The sequence below is a fragment of the Boseongicola aestuarii genome (genome assembly GCF_900184815.1).
Taxonomy (GTDB): Bacteria; Pseudomonadota; Alphaproteobacteria; order Rhodobacterales; family Rhodobacteraceae; genus Boseongicola; species Boseongicola aestuarii.
In genome coordinates this window covers 79,712-97,721 of record NZ_FXXQ01000001.1, presented here as the reverse complement: position 1 = coordinate 97,721, position 18,010 = coordinate 79,712, and the positions used below count along the sequence as shown (strand labels likewise).

The following is an 18,010-nucleotide window of genomic DNA, read 5'->3' as shown; positions in this document are numbered from 1 at the left end:
CTATCTAACACCCATGAGCCTGCATATCCCCTTCGATAACAGCTATGCCCGACTTGATGGGCGGTTCTTCACAAAGCTAAATCCCACAGCAGTGAAGAACCCATCGCTCATTGCGCTAAACGCGTCGCTGGCGGGTGACCTTGGTCTTGACGCAAGGGCTCTGGCCTCGCCTGACGGGATCGCTGCCCTCGCTGGAAACATGATTCCCGAGGGTGCCGCGCCGCTCGCTCAAGTCTATGCCGGGCATCAATTTGGCGGTTGGTCACCTCGTCTGGGCGATGGTCGGGCAATCCTGCTCGGAGAGATCGTGTCCCCAAATGGTCAACGCTTCGACATCCAACTGAAAGGATCAGGACCGACCCCCTATTCTCGCATGGGGGACGGTCGCGCCTGGCTTGGGCCAGTCTTGCGGGAATACATCGTTTCTGAGGCGATGCATGCATTGGGCGTGCCGACAACGCGTGCGCTAGCCGCCGTCGCGACAGGCGACGTCGTTCTGCGCGAAGCACCGCTGCCCGGCGCTATCCTTACCCGCGTCGCTGCCAGCCACATCCGCGTTGGTACTTTCCAGTATTTCGCCTCGCAAAAAGACGTCGAGGCACTTACCGCACTTACTGAACACGCCATCCAGCGACACGATGCGAATGCTGAGGGCGCTTTGGGATTGCTCGACGGAGTCATAGCCCGACAGGCGAAGCTGATTGCGCAATGGATGGGGCTAGGGTTCGTGCACGGCGTCATGAACACCGACAATATGACAATTTCCGGGGAAACCATCGACTATGGCCCATGCGCCTTCATGGACCAGTATCATCCGATGCAGGTCTTTTCCTCAATTGATCAGAACGGTCGATACGCCTACGGACGCCAAGCTGATATGGCGATGTGGAACCTCGCTCAGCTGGCGACGTCGTTGTTGCCGCTCATCGGGGAGGTCGAGGCCGCACAAGCCAGCATCGATCGGTTTCCGGAATTGTTCCGGACCGCGTGGCTTGAAGTGTTTCGTGCAAAAACTGGCCTCAAGACGCAACTCAAAGGCGATGATCAGCTCATTCAGGATCTCATGAACAGAATGGTCAATGGTCAAGCCGATTTCACCAACACGTTCCGCGCCCTCGGCACTGAAAGTGCGAGGGACGAGTTTGTCGATCCTGCGACCTTTGATGACTGGGAGCGTAAATGGCGCGACCGCCTGAGTATGGAGAACGCCACGCCAGAGGGACGGCTTTCGGACTTGCACTGTGCGAATCCCGCACTGATCGCGCGTACACATCGGATCGAACAAGCCATTCAAGCAGCGGTAGCCGGCGATTTTGCGGCGTTCGAACGACTTTGCAGCGCTCTTGCAACGCCATTCGCCGAACCCGGTGAGAATACTGATCTGGCCCGCCCCCCGCAGACGGAAGAAATTGTCGCTCAGACCTTCTGCGGCACCTGAGTTCACCGTTTGGGAAAGCCGAGGACTTGCCCGCAGACGGGGTTTTCCTTGTCGCGTCCTTCGCCTAAAAGGAAAATTCGACAGGGGATGCGCAACACCATGACCGATACAATTATTGATCGCTGCGAAGCAAAGGGCCTGCGCCTCACCGAACAGCGTCGGACAATTGCTGGTGTGCTGGAGGAAGCCGACGATCATCCGGATGTTGAAGAGCTCTATGCACGTGCCAGCGCGGTCGATCCGAACATCTCGCTGGCCACGGTCTACCGGACGGTTAAATTGTTCGAAGAAGCCGGCATTCTTGAACGGTTGGATTTTCGTGACGGACGGGCGCGCTATGAAGACGCCGACCGGGACCATCACGACCATCTGATCGACTTGCATACAGGCGAAGTTATCGAATTCGTCGACGAGGATATCGAAGCCCTTCAGGAACGTATCGCGACGAAACTCGGGTATGATCTGAAAGGACATCGCCTCGAGCTGTACGCCGTCCCGCACAAGAAAGCCTAGTACAGAGCCGCTTGCCGGTCGGCCAACCACCGTTGCTCATCTGGGCTTCGGGACAAGTCGATCGCTCGTTCAAGGGCGGCTAGCGCCTCTTTGCGATGGCCTGATCGCCGCAAAATCTCGGCGCGGGCCGCGTGAAAGGGCTGGTACCCTTCCATCCCCTCCGCCAATTCATCTACACTTGCCAATGCCTCCGGCAGCGCGCCTGTTTCCGCCAAAGCAACTGCGCGGTTGAGCCGAACGACATCCGTCGGATGAAAAGTCAGAAGACGATCATACAGCAACAAGATTTGCGCCCAATCGGTCTCGTCCGGTTTCGTAGCTACAACGTGAAGCGCCTGAATAGCTGCTTGGCACTGAAAAGGCCCGGGCCGACCACGTGCAACAGCCATATCCAAGAGCGAAAGCCCTTCGTCAAGATGATCGCCGTTCCACAATGACCGGTCCTGTTCATCCAAACCGACCAACCCTGTTCCAGGACTATGCCGCGCGTTTCGACGCGCCCAGTTCAACATCATCAGCGAGAGCAGAGCTTCGATTTCAGGTTCCGCTGGAGCCAATTTGGACATCAACCTGGCAAGAAACATCGCCTCGCTGCAAAGCGTATCCCGGATCGGAGCATCGCCACCACTGGCCGTCCAACCTTCGTTGAATATCAGATAGATAACGATTAACACTGATTGAAGCCGGGTGTCCCATTGATCGCGCGAAGGCACCGCATAAGGAATGCCGGCCGCGCCGATCTTCGCCTTGGCGCGAGATAGCCTTTGACCCATTGCCGCTTCGCTATCCAGAAACGACCGGGCAATTTCACGCGTCGAAAGTCCGCCGACTGTCCGCAACGTCAAAGCCACTCGAGATTTTTCTTCAAGCGCTGGGTGACAGCATGTGAATATAAGCTTCAGTCGTTCGTCGGGGATCGCATCAGCATCAGCACTACGCGCCGCTTCGTCTTCCTCCATCATACGCGTGATATCCGATGCTCTGGCGCGAAATCTTTTGGCTTTACGGAGCCGGTCGATTGCGCGTCTCCGTCCAACCTGCAAAAGCCAGGCTTTCGGATTGTCGGGCACTCCCGACCGTCCCCAATGCACCAAAGCCGCCTCGAGTGCATCGCTGAGCGCTTCTTCCGCAATATCAAAGTCTCCGACCGCATGGATCAAAGCGGCGAGCAGCCGACCACGGTCCTGACGAAGAACCTCCGAGACCTCCGCCCGGGCCGCGCTGGCTAACCTCTTATCCACCAAACTCAAGAACCGGACGCACTTCGATTGTCCCGATTTCAGCTGTTGGGATAAGCGCCGCCATTTCGATGGCTTCGTCGAGGTCCCTGCAATCCAAAAGATAGAACCCGCCTAGCCGCTCTTTTGTCTCTGCGAACGGGCCATCCATCGTCTCGGTCTTGCCGCCACGCACCCGAACCGAAGTTGCGGTACTGGTGTGCTGTAATGCTTCGCCCGCACGAAATACTCCGCGCTCATTGAACGTCTTTCCAGCCTCGGCGTAGGCCGCCATGAATGCGCCCCACTCTGGGCTTCCATACTCCGGCGAAGTTCCGTCTGCGGAATAAATCAAAGCCATATATCTCATCTAAATGTCTCCTTGCGGTTCAAGTGTTGTAGTTCAAGGGTGATCTGACAAGCGTTTGTAGTGCGCTTGCCCTCCCCTTTTCTTGAGTCACTTGCGCTGTAGGTTTGAAATTCTACACCTCGTCGCTGCCTCCAGTCGCTTATGACGACCTTAAGACGCGCGAGGTTCGGCGATTTCGACACGCTAGGGAGAAATACTTAGATTTTCTTCAAGGCCAGAACCGCATTCAGTCCCCCGAAGGCGAAGGCGTTCGAAAGTGCATATGAGATATCCGCCTCCCGCGCTTCATTCGGGACCACGTCCAAAGCACATTCCGGATCTGGATCTTCATAACCAATCGTCGGAGCGATTATTCCATCCTTGAGCGCCATGACAACGGCAAGAAGTTCGACGGCGCCCGTTCCTCCGATGAGATGACCGTGCATCGACTTTGTCGACGAAATCATGACCTTGTCGGCGTGAGATCCAAGAACGTTCGCAACGGCCGCACATTCCGTCTTGTCGTTCGCAGTTGTCCCCGTGCCGTGGGCATTGATGTAGCCGACGTCGCTTGGGGAAATGCGCGCATCCCGCAGCGCGCCCGCGATTGCCCGCGCAGCACCTTGTTGAGACGGCATGACAATGTCCGCGGCATCAGAGGTCATGGAAAACCCGGCGACTTCGCAAAGGATATCTGCCCCACGAGCATTTGCGTGTTCGTAATCCTCGAAAACGAAAACGCCTGCGCCTTCGCCCTGAACCATTCCGTTGCGGTTGGCCGAGAACGGGCGGCACGCGTCGCGCGACATGACACGCAGCCCTTCCCAGGCTTTCACGCCGCCGAAGCATAGCATGGACTCTGATCCGCCTGTCACCATTGCGCGCGCAGCACCGTTGCGCACAAGCCAGAACGCTTGTCCCATCGCGTGGTTGGACGATGCGCAAGCAGTTGCAACCGTAAAGGACGGTCCCTTCAAATTCCACGTCATCGACACATGGCTGGCTGCCGCATTGTTCATGAGCTTGGGCACAATAAATGGATGTACCCGGTTCTTACCCTCTTCGTATACGGCTCTGTAATTCTCGTCTTGCGTGGTCAAACCACCGCCGCTGGTGCCCAGAACAACACCGGCTTCAGCCGCCAAAGAGCCAGCGAATTCTAGCCCGGATTGCTCAATTGCCTCCTTGGCAGCAATCATCGTAAATTGCGTGAACCGATCATAAAGAGCCTGTTGCTGACGATTGAAGCGATCGTCGGGCGTATAGTCCTTGACCTGTCCACCAATCTTGATCGACAGGCGGTCCACGTCCCGGATGTCCAACGGCCCGATGCCACAGCGCCCTTCGCGCATCGCCTCAAACGTCGCAGCAACCGAGTGCCCTAGCGGGTTGATCGTGCCCGCTCCGGTAATGACCACACGCCGCATTCAGCCTGACTGCTCTTTGACCAACGTCTCAACAGCCGCGACAATCGTTGCGACCGACGAGATATCGAACGAGGATTTCTCCGGTTCGTTTGCGTTGAACGGAACCGAAATATCGAATTCCTCTTCAATGGCAAAGATCGCCTCGACAAGCGCCATACTATCGATGCTGAGTTCTTCTAGTGTTTGATCCATTGAGATATCTGCTGGCTCAAGCAAAGCCTGCTCAGCCACGATCCGCACAACCCGGTCTTTGACACTTTCAACCATAGCCGTCCTGTCCTTCTTGACGTGGCGATTATCTAGTCGTACTTGTCATCGCTTAAAACAGCTTTCTTCAAAGCCTTTATGTCTTCCATCATCCGCGGCAACCGTCGCCAGTTGCGCCCAGCTTCCAGATATTGCTCCATTTTCATCGCGGGATAGCCCAACATCACACGCCCCGCCGGTACTTTCGACATGATTTTCGTGGCGCCACCGGCAACAACGTCGTCGCCGACAAAAATATTGTCCGAAACACCCACCTGCCCACCAAGCACGACACGGTTCCCGATCTTGGTCGAGCCCGCGATGCCTACCTGACCACACAAGAGCGTATCTTCCCCGACAGAAACGTTATGTCCAAGGTGCACGAGGTTATCGAGCTTCGTGCGATGCCCGATAGACGTCGCGCGGATCGTTCCGCGATCGATTGTGGAATTTGCGCCGATCTCGACATCGTCACCAATATGAACCGAACCGATGGAGTGAATTCGCGTCCAGCTTGCGTTGACCGCGCTGGTCTCCGCACCAAGCGACGCCCGCGCCTCCTCCACCCGGCTTTTTTCCGGCGTCACGAAGCTGAAACCGTCCGCGCCGATCACTGCGCCCGGCTGGCAAATAAAACGAGCCCCGATCACAACACGCGCACCAATACGGACGCCGGCGTGGAGCAGCGCTTGCTCACCTATCATGCTTTCTGATGCTATCGAGACGTGTGACGCAATCCGGGCATCTTTCCCAATGCGAACTCCAGATCCGATGACGACAAACGGCCCAATTGCCGCGCCCTCGCCTATCTGGGCGCTTGGATCAATCACCGCCGAGGCATGCACACCCGGAGCGATTTCCGGTCCGGGATCCAACAGCGATGTCAAACCAGACATGGCAAAGCGCGGTCGCGGCACCACTATCGCCGCCTCCAGTCCGAAAGACTGCCAGTCCGCGCCATCCCATAGGATGGCTGCGCGGGCAGACCCGGTTGTCAGACCTTCTGCGTATTTCGGGTCCATTGCCAAGGCGAGATCGTCCGCACCAGCCAAAGCTGGCTCGGACGCACCTGTTATCGTGACGCTGCCGTCGCCGAAAACTTCGGCGTTCAACGCAGCTGCGACTTCAAAAATCGTAAAGCGCATGTGCCGCCCCTTTCAGGGCGTAGACCTAGCCGCGTTGCGCGGTCAACACCACCCCGGCATTGTTCAAAGCACGCCAGATCTTGCCGTCACGACCATAGACGTCGCCGCGGAACTGGATGTTGCCTTTGGCTTTCGTGAAGGCCGTGCGATAGACAAGATGCACCTGTACCGGCTCTCTCAATGAGACGACGGTCTCTTTGCGCGTTGCCAGTGTCGACTGAAAGAAGCCTTCCGGATTGCGCTCTTGCTTGGCTAGGAGTGTATAGGCGAAGTCAAACGGGTCTTTCAATCGGATGCAACCGTGGCTGAAGGCTCGTTTTTCCCTTCCAAAGAGGCTTTTTGCCGGAGTGTCATGCAGATAGATGTTGTAGCGGTTCGGGAACATGAACTTCACCAGACCCAGTGCGTTGCCACGGCTGGGTGGCTCTTTCAAATCATACGGAAAATTCGTCTCGTCATATCCGGAAAAATCCATTTCCGCGCGTGACACGATCTGACCGCGCACATTGATGATGTCGAGATTGGACACTGCGAAGGGATTTTCCTTCAGCAAAGGCAGGTATTCCTTCGTCGCAATCGAACGGGGGACGTTCCATGTTGGGTTGATCACCATATGGTCCATCACGTCCGAGAATTCCGGTGTACGACGCTCTGGGTCGTTTGCTCCCACGACCGAGCGAGTCTGGAACGTGACCTTGCCGTCATCGACAATCCGCGCGTGGAAGTCCGTCAGATTCACCCAGATGTGACGCTTGCCAAGCGGCATGTTGATCCAACGCTCGCGCTCCATGGCCACAACGATCTGGCTCAGGCGAGTCGCGGCCGAGGTATTGATCTCTTCCATCGTGCGCGGACCTACCACACCGTCATCGTTCAAACCGTGATCAACCTGAAACGCTTTGACAGCAGAAATAATCGCATTGTCGTAGGTGCTGGTCGGAGTGCGATCGAGGTAACCCATTGCAATCAGACGATTGCGCAATTGCAGAACCGAATTATTGGATTCGCCCGGCTTAAGCGAAGTCGCGACCACCTCCGCGCCCCAGCCACCGCGACCAACGATCCGCTCAAAGCGCATTTTTTCTTTCATAAGACGCGCGTACTCCGCACTCTTCGGAGGCAAAGCATTCAGGAAACCTTTAGCCGACGACTTCGAAAAGGCGGCCAATGTCGCCTTGCGTGGGCGCAGCGGCACCTCGCGAACAAGGCCGTCATCCACTCGACTTGGCACCAAAATCCCGGTCTGGATGTCACGAGCGTAATCAAGGAAAATGCGACTGAGCGTCACTTCCAGCGCACCAAGCTGGCGGTCCGAGCGCGCCGAACGCATCAGTCCCGAGATCTCGTCCGCGCGATATGAGGCGACAGGCAGACCATGAGCCGATGCATTGGAAAGCGCGTCCAGCAACGCTTGCCGGCGCAACCTGTCGGCGCGCGAAGCACTCGTCCAGATCGGCTGAAAACCGTTTTCCTTGTAAAACGCAGCGATATCACGATCGCTTGCCGAGGCTTCTGCCACGGCTTGTTTGAAAGCAAGGCTCTGTGCGCTGGCAGGATTTGCCGCAAAAAGAGGCAGGATCAAAAAAGCAAGAAAAGCCGAGAAAGTAAGTCGCTTGATAATCGTCATGGCAGCCTTCTGTTCACCTTAGAAATAACAAATCCCCTAGCCTGTCTGTGAAAACAGCACCCATATGTCCAATCACAAAGCCGAAGTTTCCAGTGTTTTTCGTGTTTTCCCTTGTCGAAAGCGACAATTGCGCCACGCCTAATCGATCAAAATGTAAGCAGATTTCCGCCGATTTTCGCGAATTGTTTCAGAATGCAACCCAACTGTATTTCCACAGCGATTCCATCATGCCATACAGCTTTTGCCTGGGGATGGGCATTTACCGTCGGCTAGATCGATGGAACGAAAAACGGGACATAGTAGGCAGCAATGACAAAGTCTCCTTCGAACGGGTTAACTCGACGCGGCCTGTTGGGCGCGTTCGCAGCAACAGCAGTGGCAGCGGCCCCTACATATGCAAACGCTTTCGGCTTCTTGCGCGGCGCAGGCGATATCCGCCGCATCCGGCTGCATTCGGGGCGCACCGGTGAAAGCGTTGACACGATCTACTGGATTGAAGGCGAGTATATCCCCGCGGCTTTGGCGGAGGTGAATTACTTCATGCGCGACTGGCGCACGAATGGCACAATCGATATCGACACCCGCACCGTCGATATCATCGCTGCGTCGCACCGTATGCTTGATGCGGATACACCTTTCTTGATGCTCTCCGGATATCGTTCACCGAAAACAAATGCGATGCTGCGCTCGCGGTCTGGGGCGGTTGCGCGCAATTCTCTTCACATGCAGGGTCAGGCCGCCGACCTACGGCTCAATGGTCGCTCGGTGGCTCAGATATCGCGCGCCGCGATCGCTTGTTCGGCAGGTGGCGTGGGCAAGTATTCACGCTCGAATTTCGTTCATATGGATTGTGGTCCGGTCCGGGTCTGGGGTCGTTAAACACTACCGCAGTTGGATCGAACGGGCCCGCCTTGTCGGGCCTTTTTCTTTGATAACATTAGATATACCGAACTCAAATCGCCGAGGAATATTGCAGGCGTTTGAAAGCTGTGCTTACGCTGGATGACGGCTACTCCGGAGCTTTGCAAATTGTCAGAAAACGGCGTTACACCAAAGACAGGCTATCCGAAAACTCCCAAACAGACATCTTACGATGTCGTGATCATTGGTGGCGCGATCATGGGGTCGTCGGTTGCATGGTGGCTCACCAAGAACCCCGACTTCGACGGGTCAGTCCTGGTTGTCGAGCGCGATCCGAGCATTGAGAAAGCCTCAACAGCACATACCAACTCCTGTATTCGGCAGCAGTTCTCGACTGAGCTGAACGTGCGCATCTCTCAATTCGGCGCAGACTTCATCAATAATGTCCGCGAATTCATGGGCGGTGACGAGCGTGTTCCGAACTTAAAGATACATTCATTCGGGTATCTATATCTGGCGGATACACCCGCCTTCGCTGACACCCTCCGGGCGAATTTGAAAGTGCAACACACTTGTGGCGCCGCAACCGAACTGCTTGATCCGGACGAGATCAAAACGCGTTATCCGTTCTACAATGTCGATGACATCATTCTCGGCTCAATCAATCGCGTCAACGAAGGCTACTGGGACGGTGCAACCGTCTTCGCGTGGTGGCGTCGACAAGCCATCGAACGCGGCGTGAACTACATCGATAACGAGGTCGTCGCGATCAACAAGTCCGGGCGCGGCGACCGTATCGAAAGCGTCACTCTTGCAACGGGTGAAGTCATCAGCTGTGGCCAGCTCGTCAACGCTTCCGGCCCGCGAGCCGCGCGAACAGCGGCGATGGCGGGGGTCGACATGCCGGTCGAGCCGAGAAAACGATACTCTTGGGTCTTCAAAGCGGAAAAACCTCTCGATCAGGATCTACCTTTGACCATTGACCCCTCCGGCGTCCATGTCCGCGAGAATGGCGGAGGCACGTACCAATGTGGCGGGCACTCGGACATAGACCCAGCCGTTGATTTCGATGACTTCCACATGGACCACGCGCTCTGGCAGGATCATATCTGGCCCACCGTCGCGGCGCGCATCCCGCAATTTGAGGCCGTCAAAGTGATTTCAGAATGGGCTGGCCACTACGCGATGAACGTTTTTGATCACAACGCAATCACGGGCCCGCACCCAGAAATTGGTAACTTTTTGTTCCTGAACGGCTTTTCAGGCCATGGCCTGCAGCAATCTCCTGCCATGGGCCGTGCTGCGGCCGAATGGCTGACCTACGGTGATTACAAGACGCTTGATATGCGACCTTTCCATTTCGATCGCGTTCTGGCCGGCGAACCCTATTTGGAAAGAGCGGTGATCTAGCGCGTAATCTTTTGGACCAAGAACGGAGATGGTCACCCGAAAGCATCCCAGGTCAGCTTGATCGCTATGGCCGCCAGCAAAACCAGAACCGCCTGATCGAATGCCTTTTTGGAGATGCGTCTGGCAATCCAGGTGCCAAGCGACATGCCCATGAACAGAGGTATGGCGGCCAAAACCGCCAGGCCCGCGCGCTCCCAGGACAAAATTCCAAGGGCGATCAACGTGGGGATCTGAAACGCCGCCATGGCAAGAAAGAACACGGAAATCGTTCCGATGAAATCAAGTCGACCGAGCCTCAATGCGCTCAGAAACGAGACAGAAACAGGGGCCGAAACACCCCCCGCCCCTTGCAGAAGCCCGCCGATAAATCCAAGCGACGGACCAAGTCGCTGTCCCTGTACGCGTGTCAGCCTCCAGTCGGGTCGAGTCAAACGTAACCCGATATAAAGGAAAACCACAGCTGCCATGGCCACTGTCAAAACCTCTTTAGGCAGGGTGGCAAGCAGGATCGAACCCGGAACAACTCCGATGGCCGCCGCCAGCGCATGGCTCCAGGCAAGACGCAGATCGACAATTTCACTGTAGAACGTCGTCATTTGCCACGTGTTTGAAATAACGTTCAAAACAGCAAAAATTGCCACCGCCATCGGCACGTCAAACACAACTGCCAGAACTGGCACGCCAATGACCGGCGCCCCCGCCCCGGTCGCGCCCTTCAAGACACCGCCCATCGCAATGCCAAGGAAGGCAAAAAGGATCAAACTCGGCTCCATGCTTTCCTATCCGACGCCGCACAGCCAAGATCCAGTGGAAACGACAATTGCGGTGCGAACCGATAAACCGTTGGAAGTTGCCTGAGAAATCCAGCACCCTAGCTAGCGGAAATAAGAGGCGACTCGCATGCACTCACGATCCGTTCGACTGGGCGTTGATATTGGTGGAACATTTACCGACATTGTTCTCGAAGTGGACAAGTCGGCATATTCAACGAAGGTTCTAACCACGTATGCCGCTCCCGAAAACGCCATTATTGACGGTTTGCATCAGGTCTGCGCCAAGGCCAAGATCGTCCCCGGAGAAATCAACCAGATCATCCACGGAACGACACTTGCCACCAATGCCCTGATTGAACGCCGCGGAGCCAAGACCGCTCTCATTACGACAGAGGGCTTTCGTGACGTAATTGAGATGCGCACGGAGTCACGCTTTGAGCAATACGACCTCAACCTCACTCTGCCGGAACCGCTTTTGCCGCGCCAAAGACGCTACACTGTTCCCGGACGTATTGATGCCAGAGGCGCCGAACTACGACCGCTGAGCCGAGCCGACGTCGAAGCGGTGGTCGATACTATGGCTCAAGCCGGCTATGAAAGCATCGCCGTGGGGCTGATCCACTCATATCTCAATGACAAGCACGAGGTGCTGGTGCGCGAGGTACTGGCTGACAAGATGCCGGATGCCATGGTATCGCTTTCCTGCGAAGTCTCGCCCCAGATGCGCGAATACGAACGCTTCAATACCGTTGTAGCAAACGCCTATATCAAGCCGCTGATGAAGTCCTATCTTGGCCGCCTTGAGGGGAAGCTGCGCGCTGAGGGCGTGGACTGCAAGATCTTCCTGATGCATTCCGGGGGTGGCATAATCTCGATCGAGAACGCGGCTGAGTTTCCGGTCCGGCTGGTCGAAAGCGGTCCTGCCGGCGGAGCCGTTTTCGCGGCCGATATCGCCGCGCGTCACGGTCTGGATAAGGTGCTGTCGTTTGACATGGGCGGCACGACTGCCAAGATTTGCTTGATCAAAAACCAGTCACCCAAGACTTCACGGGTCTTTGAGGTTGCCCGCACCTACCGTTTCAAGAAAGGCTCGGGCATGCCGATCTCGATACCTGTGATCGATATGGTCGAGATCGGCGCGGGCGGCGGCTCTCTGGCCCATGTCGACAGTATGCACCAAATCCGCGTTGGGCCCGAAAGTGCCGGGTCTGAACCCGGCCCCGCCTGCTACGGGCGCGGCGGTCGAAAGCCCGCAGTGACCGACGCTGACCTTGTTCTCGGCCGCCTTGATCCCGAGAATTTTGCAGGTGGTTCCATCAAGCTGGACGCCCCTGCATCTTCAACTGCTCTCATTAAAACTATTGGCGGTATCCTGGACATGGACTCCGTTACTGCGGCGTTCGGATTGGCAGAGGTCGTGGATGAGAACATGGCCAATGCCGCGCGCGTCCACGCGGTCGAGAACGGCGAGGATCTCTCAGATTACACGATGATCGCATTTGGCGGTGCAGCGCCGCTTCACGCAGGTCGCCTTTGTGAGAAACTGGGCATCGAGCGCCTTCTTGTCCCCCCCGGTGCGGGTGTCGGCTCGGCTATTGGTTTCCTGCGCGCACCCTTCAGCTTCGAAGCGAACCGTTCGGTCTATATGACGCTTGCCGATTTCGACGCGCCCAAGATCACGACCCTCTTGAAGGACCTCAAATCCGAAGCCACCGCGTTCGTGCGAAATTGTGATCCCATCGGTCCTATTCTGTCTGAATTCAAGGTCTACATGCGCTACGCGGGTCAGGGTTGGGAAATCCCCATCACCCTGAGCGAGGATCAAGCCCTGCATCCCGACAAGTCGACCTTTGAAGCGCGTTTCATCGAAGATTACACCAAGCTGTTCGGGCGCTCGGTCACCGGTATGGATATCGAAATCACCGTCTGGTCGGTTAACGCGACAACCCCGGCCGAGCCAGTCGATACGACCTCCGACATACCAGTAACAGCGCCCGCGCAATCGTGCGGGACAAGACCGCTCTTCGACCCGGCGCTGGCGGCCTTTGCCGACGCCAAAATTTATTTCCGGCACGACATGCAACAAGGCGAAACCGCGATCGGCCCGGCCATCATTGCCGAAGAAGAAACGACGATCATCGTACCTTCAAGCCGCCTCGCAAAACGACAAGCCGATGGCTGCATGGATTTACGTACGAAAGGTGCATCTGTTGGCAAATGATCCGAAAAGCGTGGCCTATCAAGTTATGTGGAACCGTTTGATCTCAGTCGTCGAGGAACAGGCCCAAGCCCTTGTGCGCACGGCGTTTTCGACGTCGGTTCGCGAAGCGGGCGACCTGTCCGCCGGAGTCTATGACGTCGAAGGTCAGATGCTCGCCCAAGCCGTCACCGGAACCCCCGGACATGTGAACGCAATGGCAGATGCCGTCGCACACTTTATAAGGCGCATCGGGCGCGACAACATCTCGCAAGGAGATGTCTATATCACTAATGACCCGTGGGAGGGCACCGGCCACCTTCATGACATCACGATGGTCAGCCCGTCCTTTCATAAAGGTAATCTCGTCGGTTTTTTTGCCTGTACTGCGCATATCGTCGATATCGGAGGCCGCGGCTTCGGTGCAGATGCAGCCAGCGTTTATGAGGAAGGTCTTTACATTCCCGTCATGAAATTCGCAGACGCGGGAGTCGTGGACGAAACGCTTATTCGCATCGTGCGCGGAAACGTGCGCGAACCCGACCAGTTGATTGGGGACATGTATGCCCTTGCGACGTGCAACGAAATCGGACACCGGCGACTGATCGACATGATGACCGAGTTCGAACTCTCGGATTTGTCCGACATCGCTCATTTCATTCTCGAAAACTCTCGGCGCGCCACCCTGGATCGTATCGCAGCCCTTCCTCGCAAATCCGCGACCGCGGAAATGACCATTGACGGCTTTGACACGCCGATCACGCTGAGGGTCAACGTCACGATTCACGAAGACCGTATTGTTTCGAACTTTGAAGGAACCTCAGGAGTCGACAAGAAAGGCATCAATTGCCCTCTCGTCTATGCGAAAGCATATGCTTGTTATGCATTGAAGGTCGCTATCGCGCCCGAGATCCCAAACAACGCGGCCTCGCTTGCGCCCTTTGAAATCAAGGCGCCCGTGGACACTATCGTAAACGCCGTGCACCCCGCGCCCGTCGCCTTGCGCCATATTGTCGGCCATTTCGTACCGGACACTGTTTTTGCGGCATTTGATCAAATCGTTCCCGGTGTTGTGCCCGCCGAAGGGGCGGGATGTCTTTGTAATTTTCAGGTGTCCTTGCGTCCTCGTACCGACGCCCCTGCCCCAAACGACGCGCGCCGCGCAGAGGTCTTGACCTTCAATTCAGGTGGCTCCGGAGCACGCCCCGCCTACGACGGGCTTAACGCCACCGCCTTCCCGTCCGGCGTCATGACAATGCCAGTAGAAGCGACCGAACACGCGGGTCCGGTCATTATCTGGCGCAAGGAATTGCGCCCCGACAGCGGTGGTGCGGGCAAGCATCGCGGAGGTCTGGGGCAATTCATGGAAGTCGGTGCGCGCGAAGGTCACGAGTTCGATATTCAAGCGATGTTCGATCGCGTCGACCACCCTGCTCGCGGTCGGCGTGGCGGCAACTTCGGCGCAGCCACCACCATACGAAGGGACGACGGCGTAGCGATGAAGGGAAAGGGCAAACAGTTCGTTCCACACAGCCGCAGTGTGTTGATGGCATTTCCCGGTGGTGCCGGGTATGGCCCCGTCGAAGAACGCGCCAAGAGTGCAATCAAAAGAGACTTGGCGCGTGGCTATATCTCCCGGGAAGTCGCCGCGTCAGAATATGGTTTAGCTGAGGATGAGATCAGCGCCGTCTTGGAAGCGGTGCTGAAAGGCGAAGACCTCTAAGGTATTTCGTTGAAACGCTTTTCCCTTCCCAGCGTCAACCCAAAGCTATCGCCTAGAAAGTGTCCTGTGGGCGATTTCCAGTTGCTACCGCACGGGACTTCGTCGGATCGTGAAAGGGCTTTGGAAGGATGGAGCAATACAGCGCTCCGTCGTCGGCCTCGACAGCCAATGAGTGCCCACTTTCGAAAGGTCCGCGCCAGACCTTTGGTCCACAGCAGAACATCGCTGTCGGCTATGGAGAGCCTGAAGTGGTTTTCGTCCAGTCACAGCATGATCGGCTCCTTGATGATCCCGCCCACCTGATCGGTGAGTAAGACGCGCTTGCATTGCCCTGTCTTCATTTTGGACAGATCCCGGCAGCAAATATTCTGAGCAGACTTCGCAGAATCTGGTTCAGTAATCTGCACGTGACGCTCTAGCGAAACACCGCAGAGAACAGCCTCTTCACGAGATTCCAGAAATTCTGTTCAGGATCGCCGAAGTCTCGCGGTCTATACATATGGTAATAGACGGAAACCCATGTGCGCTCCAACGCATCGCCACATCGGAAAACGGAGACTTACGGCCCTGAGTGCCGAAGCTGACATCGGAAAATGACAGCGCATCGTTCACGTTGGTTGCTCTCTGGGGATGTTGCAAAAAAGGTCATTGGCTTTCGCGGAAGAGATCGCGAAGCTCGTTCTTTCGAATTTTACCAGTCGTTGTCTTTGGCAGCTCGAGAAACACCACCTTCTTAGGCCTTTGAAAGCCTGCCAGCCTGGATTTCGCGTGCGCTAGCAGTTCGTCTTCGCTGACCGTCGCTCCGACCACAAGCTCCACAAAGGCACACGGTACTTCGCCCCACTTTTCGTCCGGCATGGCCACCACAGCGACAAGGCTCACATCGGGATGGGAGTAAATTGCTTTCTCAACCTCGATTGACGAAATGTTTTCACCGCCCGAAATGATGATATCCTTCGCGCGGTCGCGGATTTCGACATATCCATCCGGGTGTTGCACAGCGATGTCGCCAGACCAGAACCAACCATCCTTGAACGCGTTCGCCGTCTCTTCTGGTTGCTTGAAGTAACCTTTCATGACGATGTTGCCCCGAAAAACGATCTCGCCAAGCGTCTCACCATCCCAAGGCACGGGCAGACCGGAAACGGGGTCCAAGACGAGCACATCCTCTTCAAGCTCATAGGCTACGCCTTGACGCGCATTCAGTCGCGCCTGCTCGTCGGGCGGCAAATCTTGCCATCTCGGCTTTTTCGCACAGACCACCGCAGGGCCATAGACCTCTGTCAGTCCGTAGACGTGGGTGATCGAAATCCCCATCGCTTCCATGCCCGCAATCACCGAAGCAGGTGGCGGCGCCGCGGCCGTCATCATCTTGATCTTTTGAGAAAAATCGCGACGGTCCGAGGCCGCGGCCCCCGAAATCATCGACATGATGATCGGAGCCCCGCACAAGTGCGTCACGCCGTGATCGGCAAAGGCAGCATAGATCGCGTCGGCCCGCGGCGCTCGAAGGAACACATGTGTTCCGGCCAACATCGTGATGGTCCAGGGAAAGCACCAGCCATTGCAATGAAACAGCGGCAGCGTCCAGAGAAAGACCGGAAAGTGTGGCATTTCCCAGGTCACGGTATTGTTCACGGCATTCGCCCAGGCTCCTCGATGGGAGTAAACGACGCCTTTCGGGCGCCCCGTCGTACCGGACGTATAGTTCAGTGCAAGTGCGTCCCACTCATCATCGGGTAAGACGTATGCAAAGTCCGGGTCCCCTTCGGCAAGCAACTCATCATAGGTCAACGCACCAATCCGCGTTCCACCCGGACCCTCCGTGTCCTCGATGTCAACGATCAGCAAATCACGACCTGATTGCCGAATGGCTTCGGCGGCCATCGCAGAAAACTCGGTGTCGACCAACAGAACCTTTGCTTCGCCGTGATCCAGAATATAGCCGATTGTGTCCGCATCAAGACGCACATTGTTGGCATTCAGCACCGCGCCCAAAAGCGGCATGGCAAGCGCACATTCCAAGGCCTCCGGGATGTTGGGCGCGATCAAAGCAACCGTATCGCCCTTGCCGATCCCCCGTGCTTTCAGCGCCGAGGCAAGCCGCTTGCAACGCTCTGCGACTTCTCCCCAGTTCCGGCGGATCGAGCCGTGGATTTGCGCCGGTAACTCCGGATGTACACGTTCAACACGCTTCAATACAGAAACTGGCGATAGCGCCGTATGGTTGGCCGCACACTTTTTCAGTTCCGGCCCGTCGAAGATCATTCGCCAGTCCAGTCAGGCTTAGGCTCTTTACGGGTGAACGCACCGATTCCGGCTTCAGCGTCCCGCGCCATCATGTTCTCGGCCATCACACGCCCGGCAAATGCGTAGGCATCTTCAAGAGTCATCTCGACTTGTTCATAAAAAGCGCGCTTGCCGATCTTGATCGCCGCCGCCGGCTTGTCTGCAATGACGCGCGCTATCTCCATCGTAGTGTCTTCCAACGCATCGCGAGGGACACATCGGTTGATCAGACCGAACTCGGCGACTTGCGCGGCCGGGAGAAACTCACCCAAGAGCAACATCTCCATCGCTTGCTTACGCGGGACATTGCGGCTCAGCGCGACCATCGGCGTCGAACAGAACAGCCCGATATTCACCCCCGAAGTTGCAAAACGCGCGTCTTCCGAGGCCACCGCCAGATCGCAAGCAGCAACAAGCTGACATCCGGCCGCAGTCGCAATTCCCTTCACTTCCGCGACTACCGGTTGCGGCAGACGAACGATCCGCATCATCATGGAAGAACAGGTCGCAAAAAGGTCCTGAAAGTACTGAAACCCTCCATCCGCATCCTGACGGTGTTCGGTCATTTCCTTCAAGTTGTGCCCGGCGCAAAAATGGTTTCCAGCGGTCCGCAAGATCACGACCTTGACCGATCGATCTTCCGCGATTTCATCAAAGGCGGACGAGAGTTCCGCAAGCATTTTTTCAGAGAGGGCATTAATCGACTTCGGCGCATTCAAAGTCAGAATGGCGACGCCCGTGTCATCTTCGCGCAAGAGGATCGTATCCTCGCTTTGGGTCATATCGTTCATCTCA

At 56.5% G+C, this 18,010-nt stretch carries 15 protein-coding genes; 6 read left to right on the top strand and 9 right to left on the bottom strand.

What is annotated here, in order from left to right; all coding sequences use genetic code 11:
- Window positions 1-13 precede the first annotated feature (13 nt).
- Both BOA8489_RS00495 and BOA8489_RS00490 read left to right on the top strand, forming a co-directional pair.
- Window positions 14-1,438, top strand: coding sequence for a protein adenylyltransferase SelO (locus BOA8489_RS00495; protein ID WP_093972029.1), 1,425 nt, complete (start codon window positions 14-16; stop codon window positions 1,436-1,438).
- A gap of 99 nt (window positions 1,439-1,537) precedes the next feature.
- Entirely contained in the window at window positions 1,538-1,951 is a 414-nt protein-coding gene (locus BOA8489_RS00490; RefSeq protein ID WP_093972457.1) for a Fur family transcriptional regulator, read from the top strand.
- On the opposite strand, the gene BOA8489_RS00485 is transcribed toward BOA8489_RS00490, so the two are convergent.
- The 6 genes from BOA8489_RS00485 to BOA8489_RS00460 all read right to left on the bottom strand — a co-directional run bounded on the left by BOA8489_RS00485 (window position 1,948) and on the right by BOA8489_RS00460 (window position 7,962).
- Window positions 1,948-3,192 carry an RNA polymerase sigma factor gene (locus BOA8489_RS00485; RefSeq protein ID WP_217897920.1) on the bottom strand — a complete coding sequence of 415 codons (1,245 nt, stop codon included), beginning with the start codon at window positions 3,190-3,192 and terminating at the stop codon, window positions 1,948-1,950. The two genes, BOA8489_RS00490 and BOA8489_RS00485, sit on opposite strands and share 4 nt — an antisense overlap.
- Complete coding sequence (locus BOA8489_RS00480) at window positions 3,185-3,538, bottom strand: YciI family protein (protein WP_093972027.1); 354 nt, start codon at window positions 3,536-3,538, stop codon at window positions 3,185-3,187. The genes BOA8489_RS00485 and BOA8489_RS00480 overlap by 8 nt, the downstream gene beginning before the upstream one ends.
- A gap of 197 nt (window positions 3,539-3,735) precedes the next feature.
- Complete coding sequence (locus tag BOA8489_RS00475) at window positions 3,736-4,944, bottom strand: beta-ketoacyl-[acyl-carrier-protein] synthase family protein (protein WP_093972026.1); 1,209 nt, start codon at window positions 4,942-4,944, stop codon at window positions 3,736-3,738.
- On the bottom strand, window positions 4,945-5,211 hold the full coding sequence (locus BOA8489_RS00470) for an acyl carrier protein (RefSeq protein ID WP_093972025.1): 267 nt from the start codon (window positions 5,209-5,211) through the stop codon (window positions 4,945-4,947). It abuts the gene before it with no gap.
- Between the two features lie 32 nt (window positions 5,212-5,243).
- Window positions 5,244-6,335, bottom strand: coding sequence for a UDP-3-O-(3-hydroxymyristoyl)glucosamine N-acyltransferase (lpxD, locus tag BOA8489_RS00465; RefSeq protein WP_093972024.1), 1,092 nt, complete (start codon window positions 6,333-6,335; stop codon window positions 5,244-5,246).
- A 25-nt stretch (window positions 6,336-6,360) separates the two neighbouring features.
- On the bottom strand, window positions 6,361-7,962 hold the full coding sequence (locus BOA8489_RS00460; protein ID WP_093972023.1) for a L,D-transpeptidase family protein: 1,602 nt from the start codon (window positions 7,960-7,962) through the stop codon (window positions 6,361-6,363).
- 309 nt (window positions 7,963-8,271) lie between these two features.
- On the opposite strand from BOA8489_RS00460, the gene mepK reads away from it, so the two are divergent.
- Together mepK and BOA8489_RS00450 are read left to right on the top strand one after the other, a co-directional pair.
- Window positions 8,272-8,841: a peptidoglycan L,D-endopeptidase MepK gene (gene mepK, locus BOA8489_RS00455; RefSeq protein ID WP_093972022.1), complete on the top strand. Its 570-nt coding sequence runs from the start codon at window positions 8,272-8,274 to the stop codon at window positions 8,839-8,841.
- A gap of 150 nt (window positions 8,842-8,991) precedes the next feature.
- Window positions 8,992-10,233: an NAD(P)/FAD-dependent oxidoreductase gene (locus BOA8489_RS00450; protein WP_281256154.1), complete on the top strand. Its 1,242-nt coding sequence runs from the start codon at window positions 8,992-8,994 to the stop codon at window positions 10,231-10,233.
- A gap of 32 nt (window positions 10,234-10,265) precedes the next feature.
- Here BOA8489_RS00450 and BOA8489_RS00445 read toward each other — a convergent pair whose 3' ends face one another.
- Window positions 10,266-11,006 (bottom strand): sulfite exporter TauE/SafE family protein, encoded by a 741-nt coding sequence (locus BOA8489_RS00445; protein WP_093972020.1) that lies wholly within the window; start codon window positions 11,004-11,006, stop codon window positions 10,266-10,268.
- 127 nt (window positions 11,007-11,133) lie between these two features.
- Between BOA8489_RS00445 and BOA8489_RS00440 the strand changes: the two genes are divergently transcribed.
- Window positions 11,134-13,227: a hydantoinase/oxoprolinase family protein gene (locus BOA8489_RS00440; RefSeq protein WP_093972019.1), complete on the top strand. Its 2,094-nt coding sequence runs from the start codon at window positions 11,134-11,136 to the stop codon at window positions 13,225-13,227.
- The gene (locus tag BOA8489_RS00435) at window positions 13,181-14,926 is read left to right on the top strand and encodes a hydantoinase B/oxoprolinase family protein (protein ID WP_093972018.1); all 1,746 of its coding nucleotides are present in this window, start codon (window positions 13,181-13,183) and stop codon (window positions 14,924-14,926) included. Before BOA8489_RS00440 ends, BOA8489_RS00435 begins: the two co-directional genes overlap by 47 nt.
- A gap of 645 nt (window positions 14,927-15,571) precedes the next feature.
- Here BOA8489_RS00435 and BOA8489_RS00425 read toward each other — a convergent pair.
- A complete protein-coding gene (locus BOA8489_RS00425; protein WP_093972017.1) occupies window positions 15,572-17,194 on the bottom strand; it encodes an AMP-binding protein in 1,623 nt (540 codons plus the stop codon).
- Window positions 17,191-17,997 carry an enoyl-CoA hydratase gene (locus BOA8489_RS00420; protein WP_093972456.1) on the bottom strand — a complete coding sequence of 269 codons (807 nt, stop codon included), beginning with the start codon at window positions 17,995-17,997 and terminating at the stop codon, window positions 17,191-17,193. The genes BOA8489_RS00425 and BOA8489_RS00420 overlap by 4 nt, the downstream gene beginning before the upstream one ends.
- Window positions 17,998-18,010 lie beyond the last annotated feature (13 nt).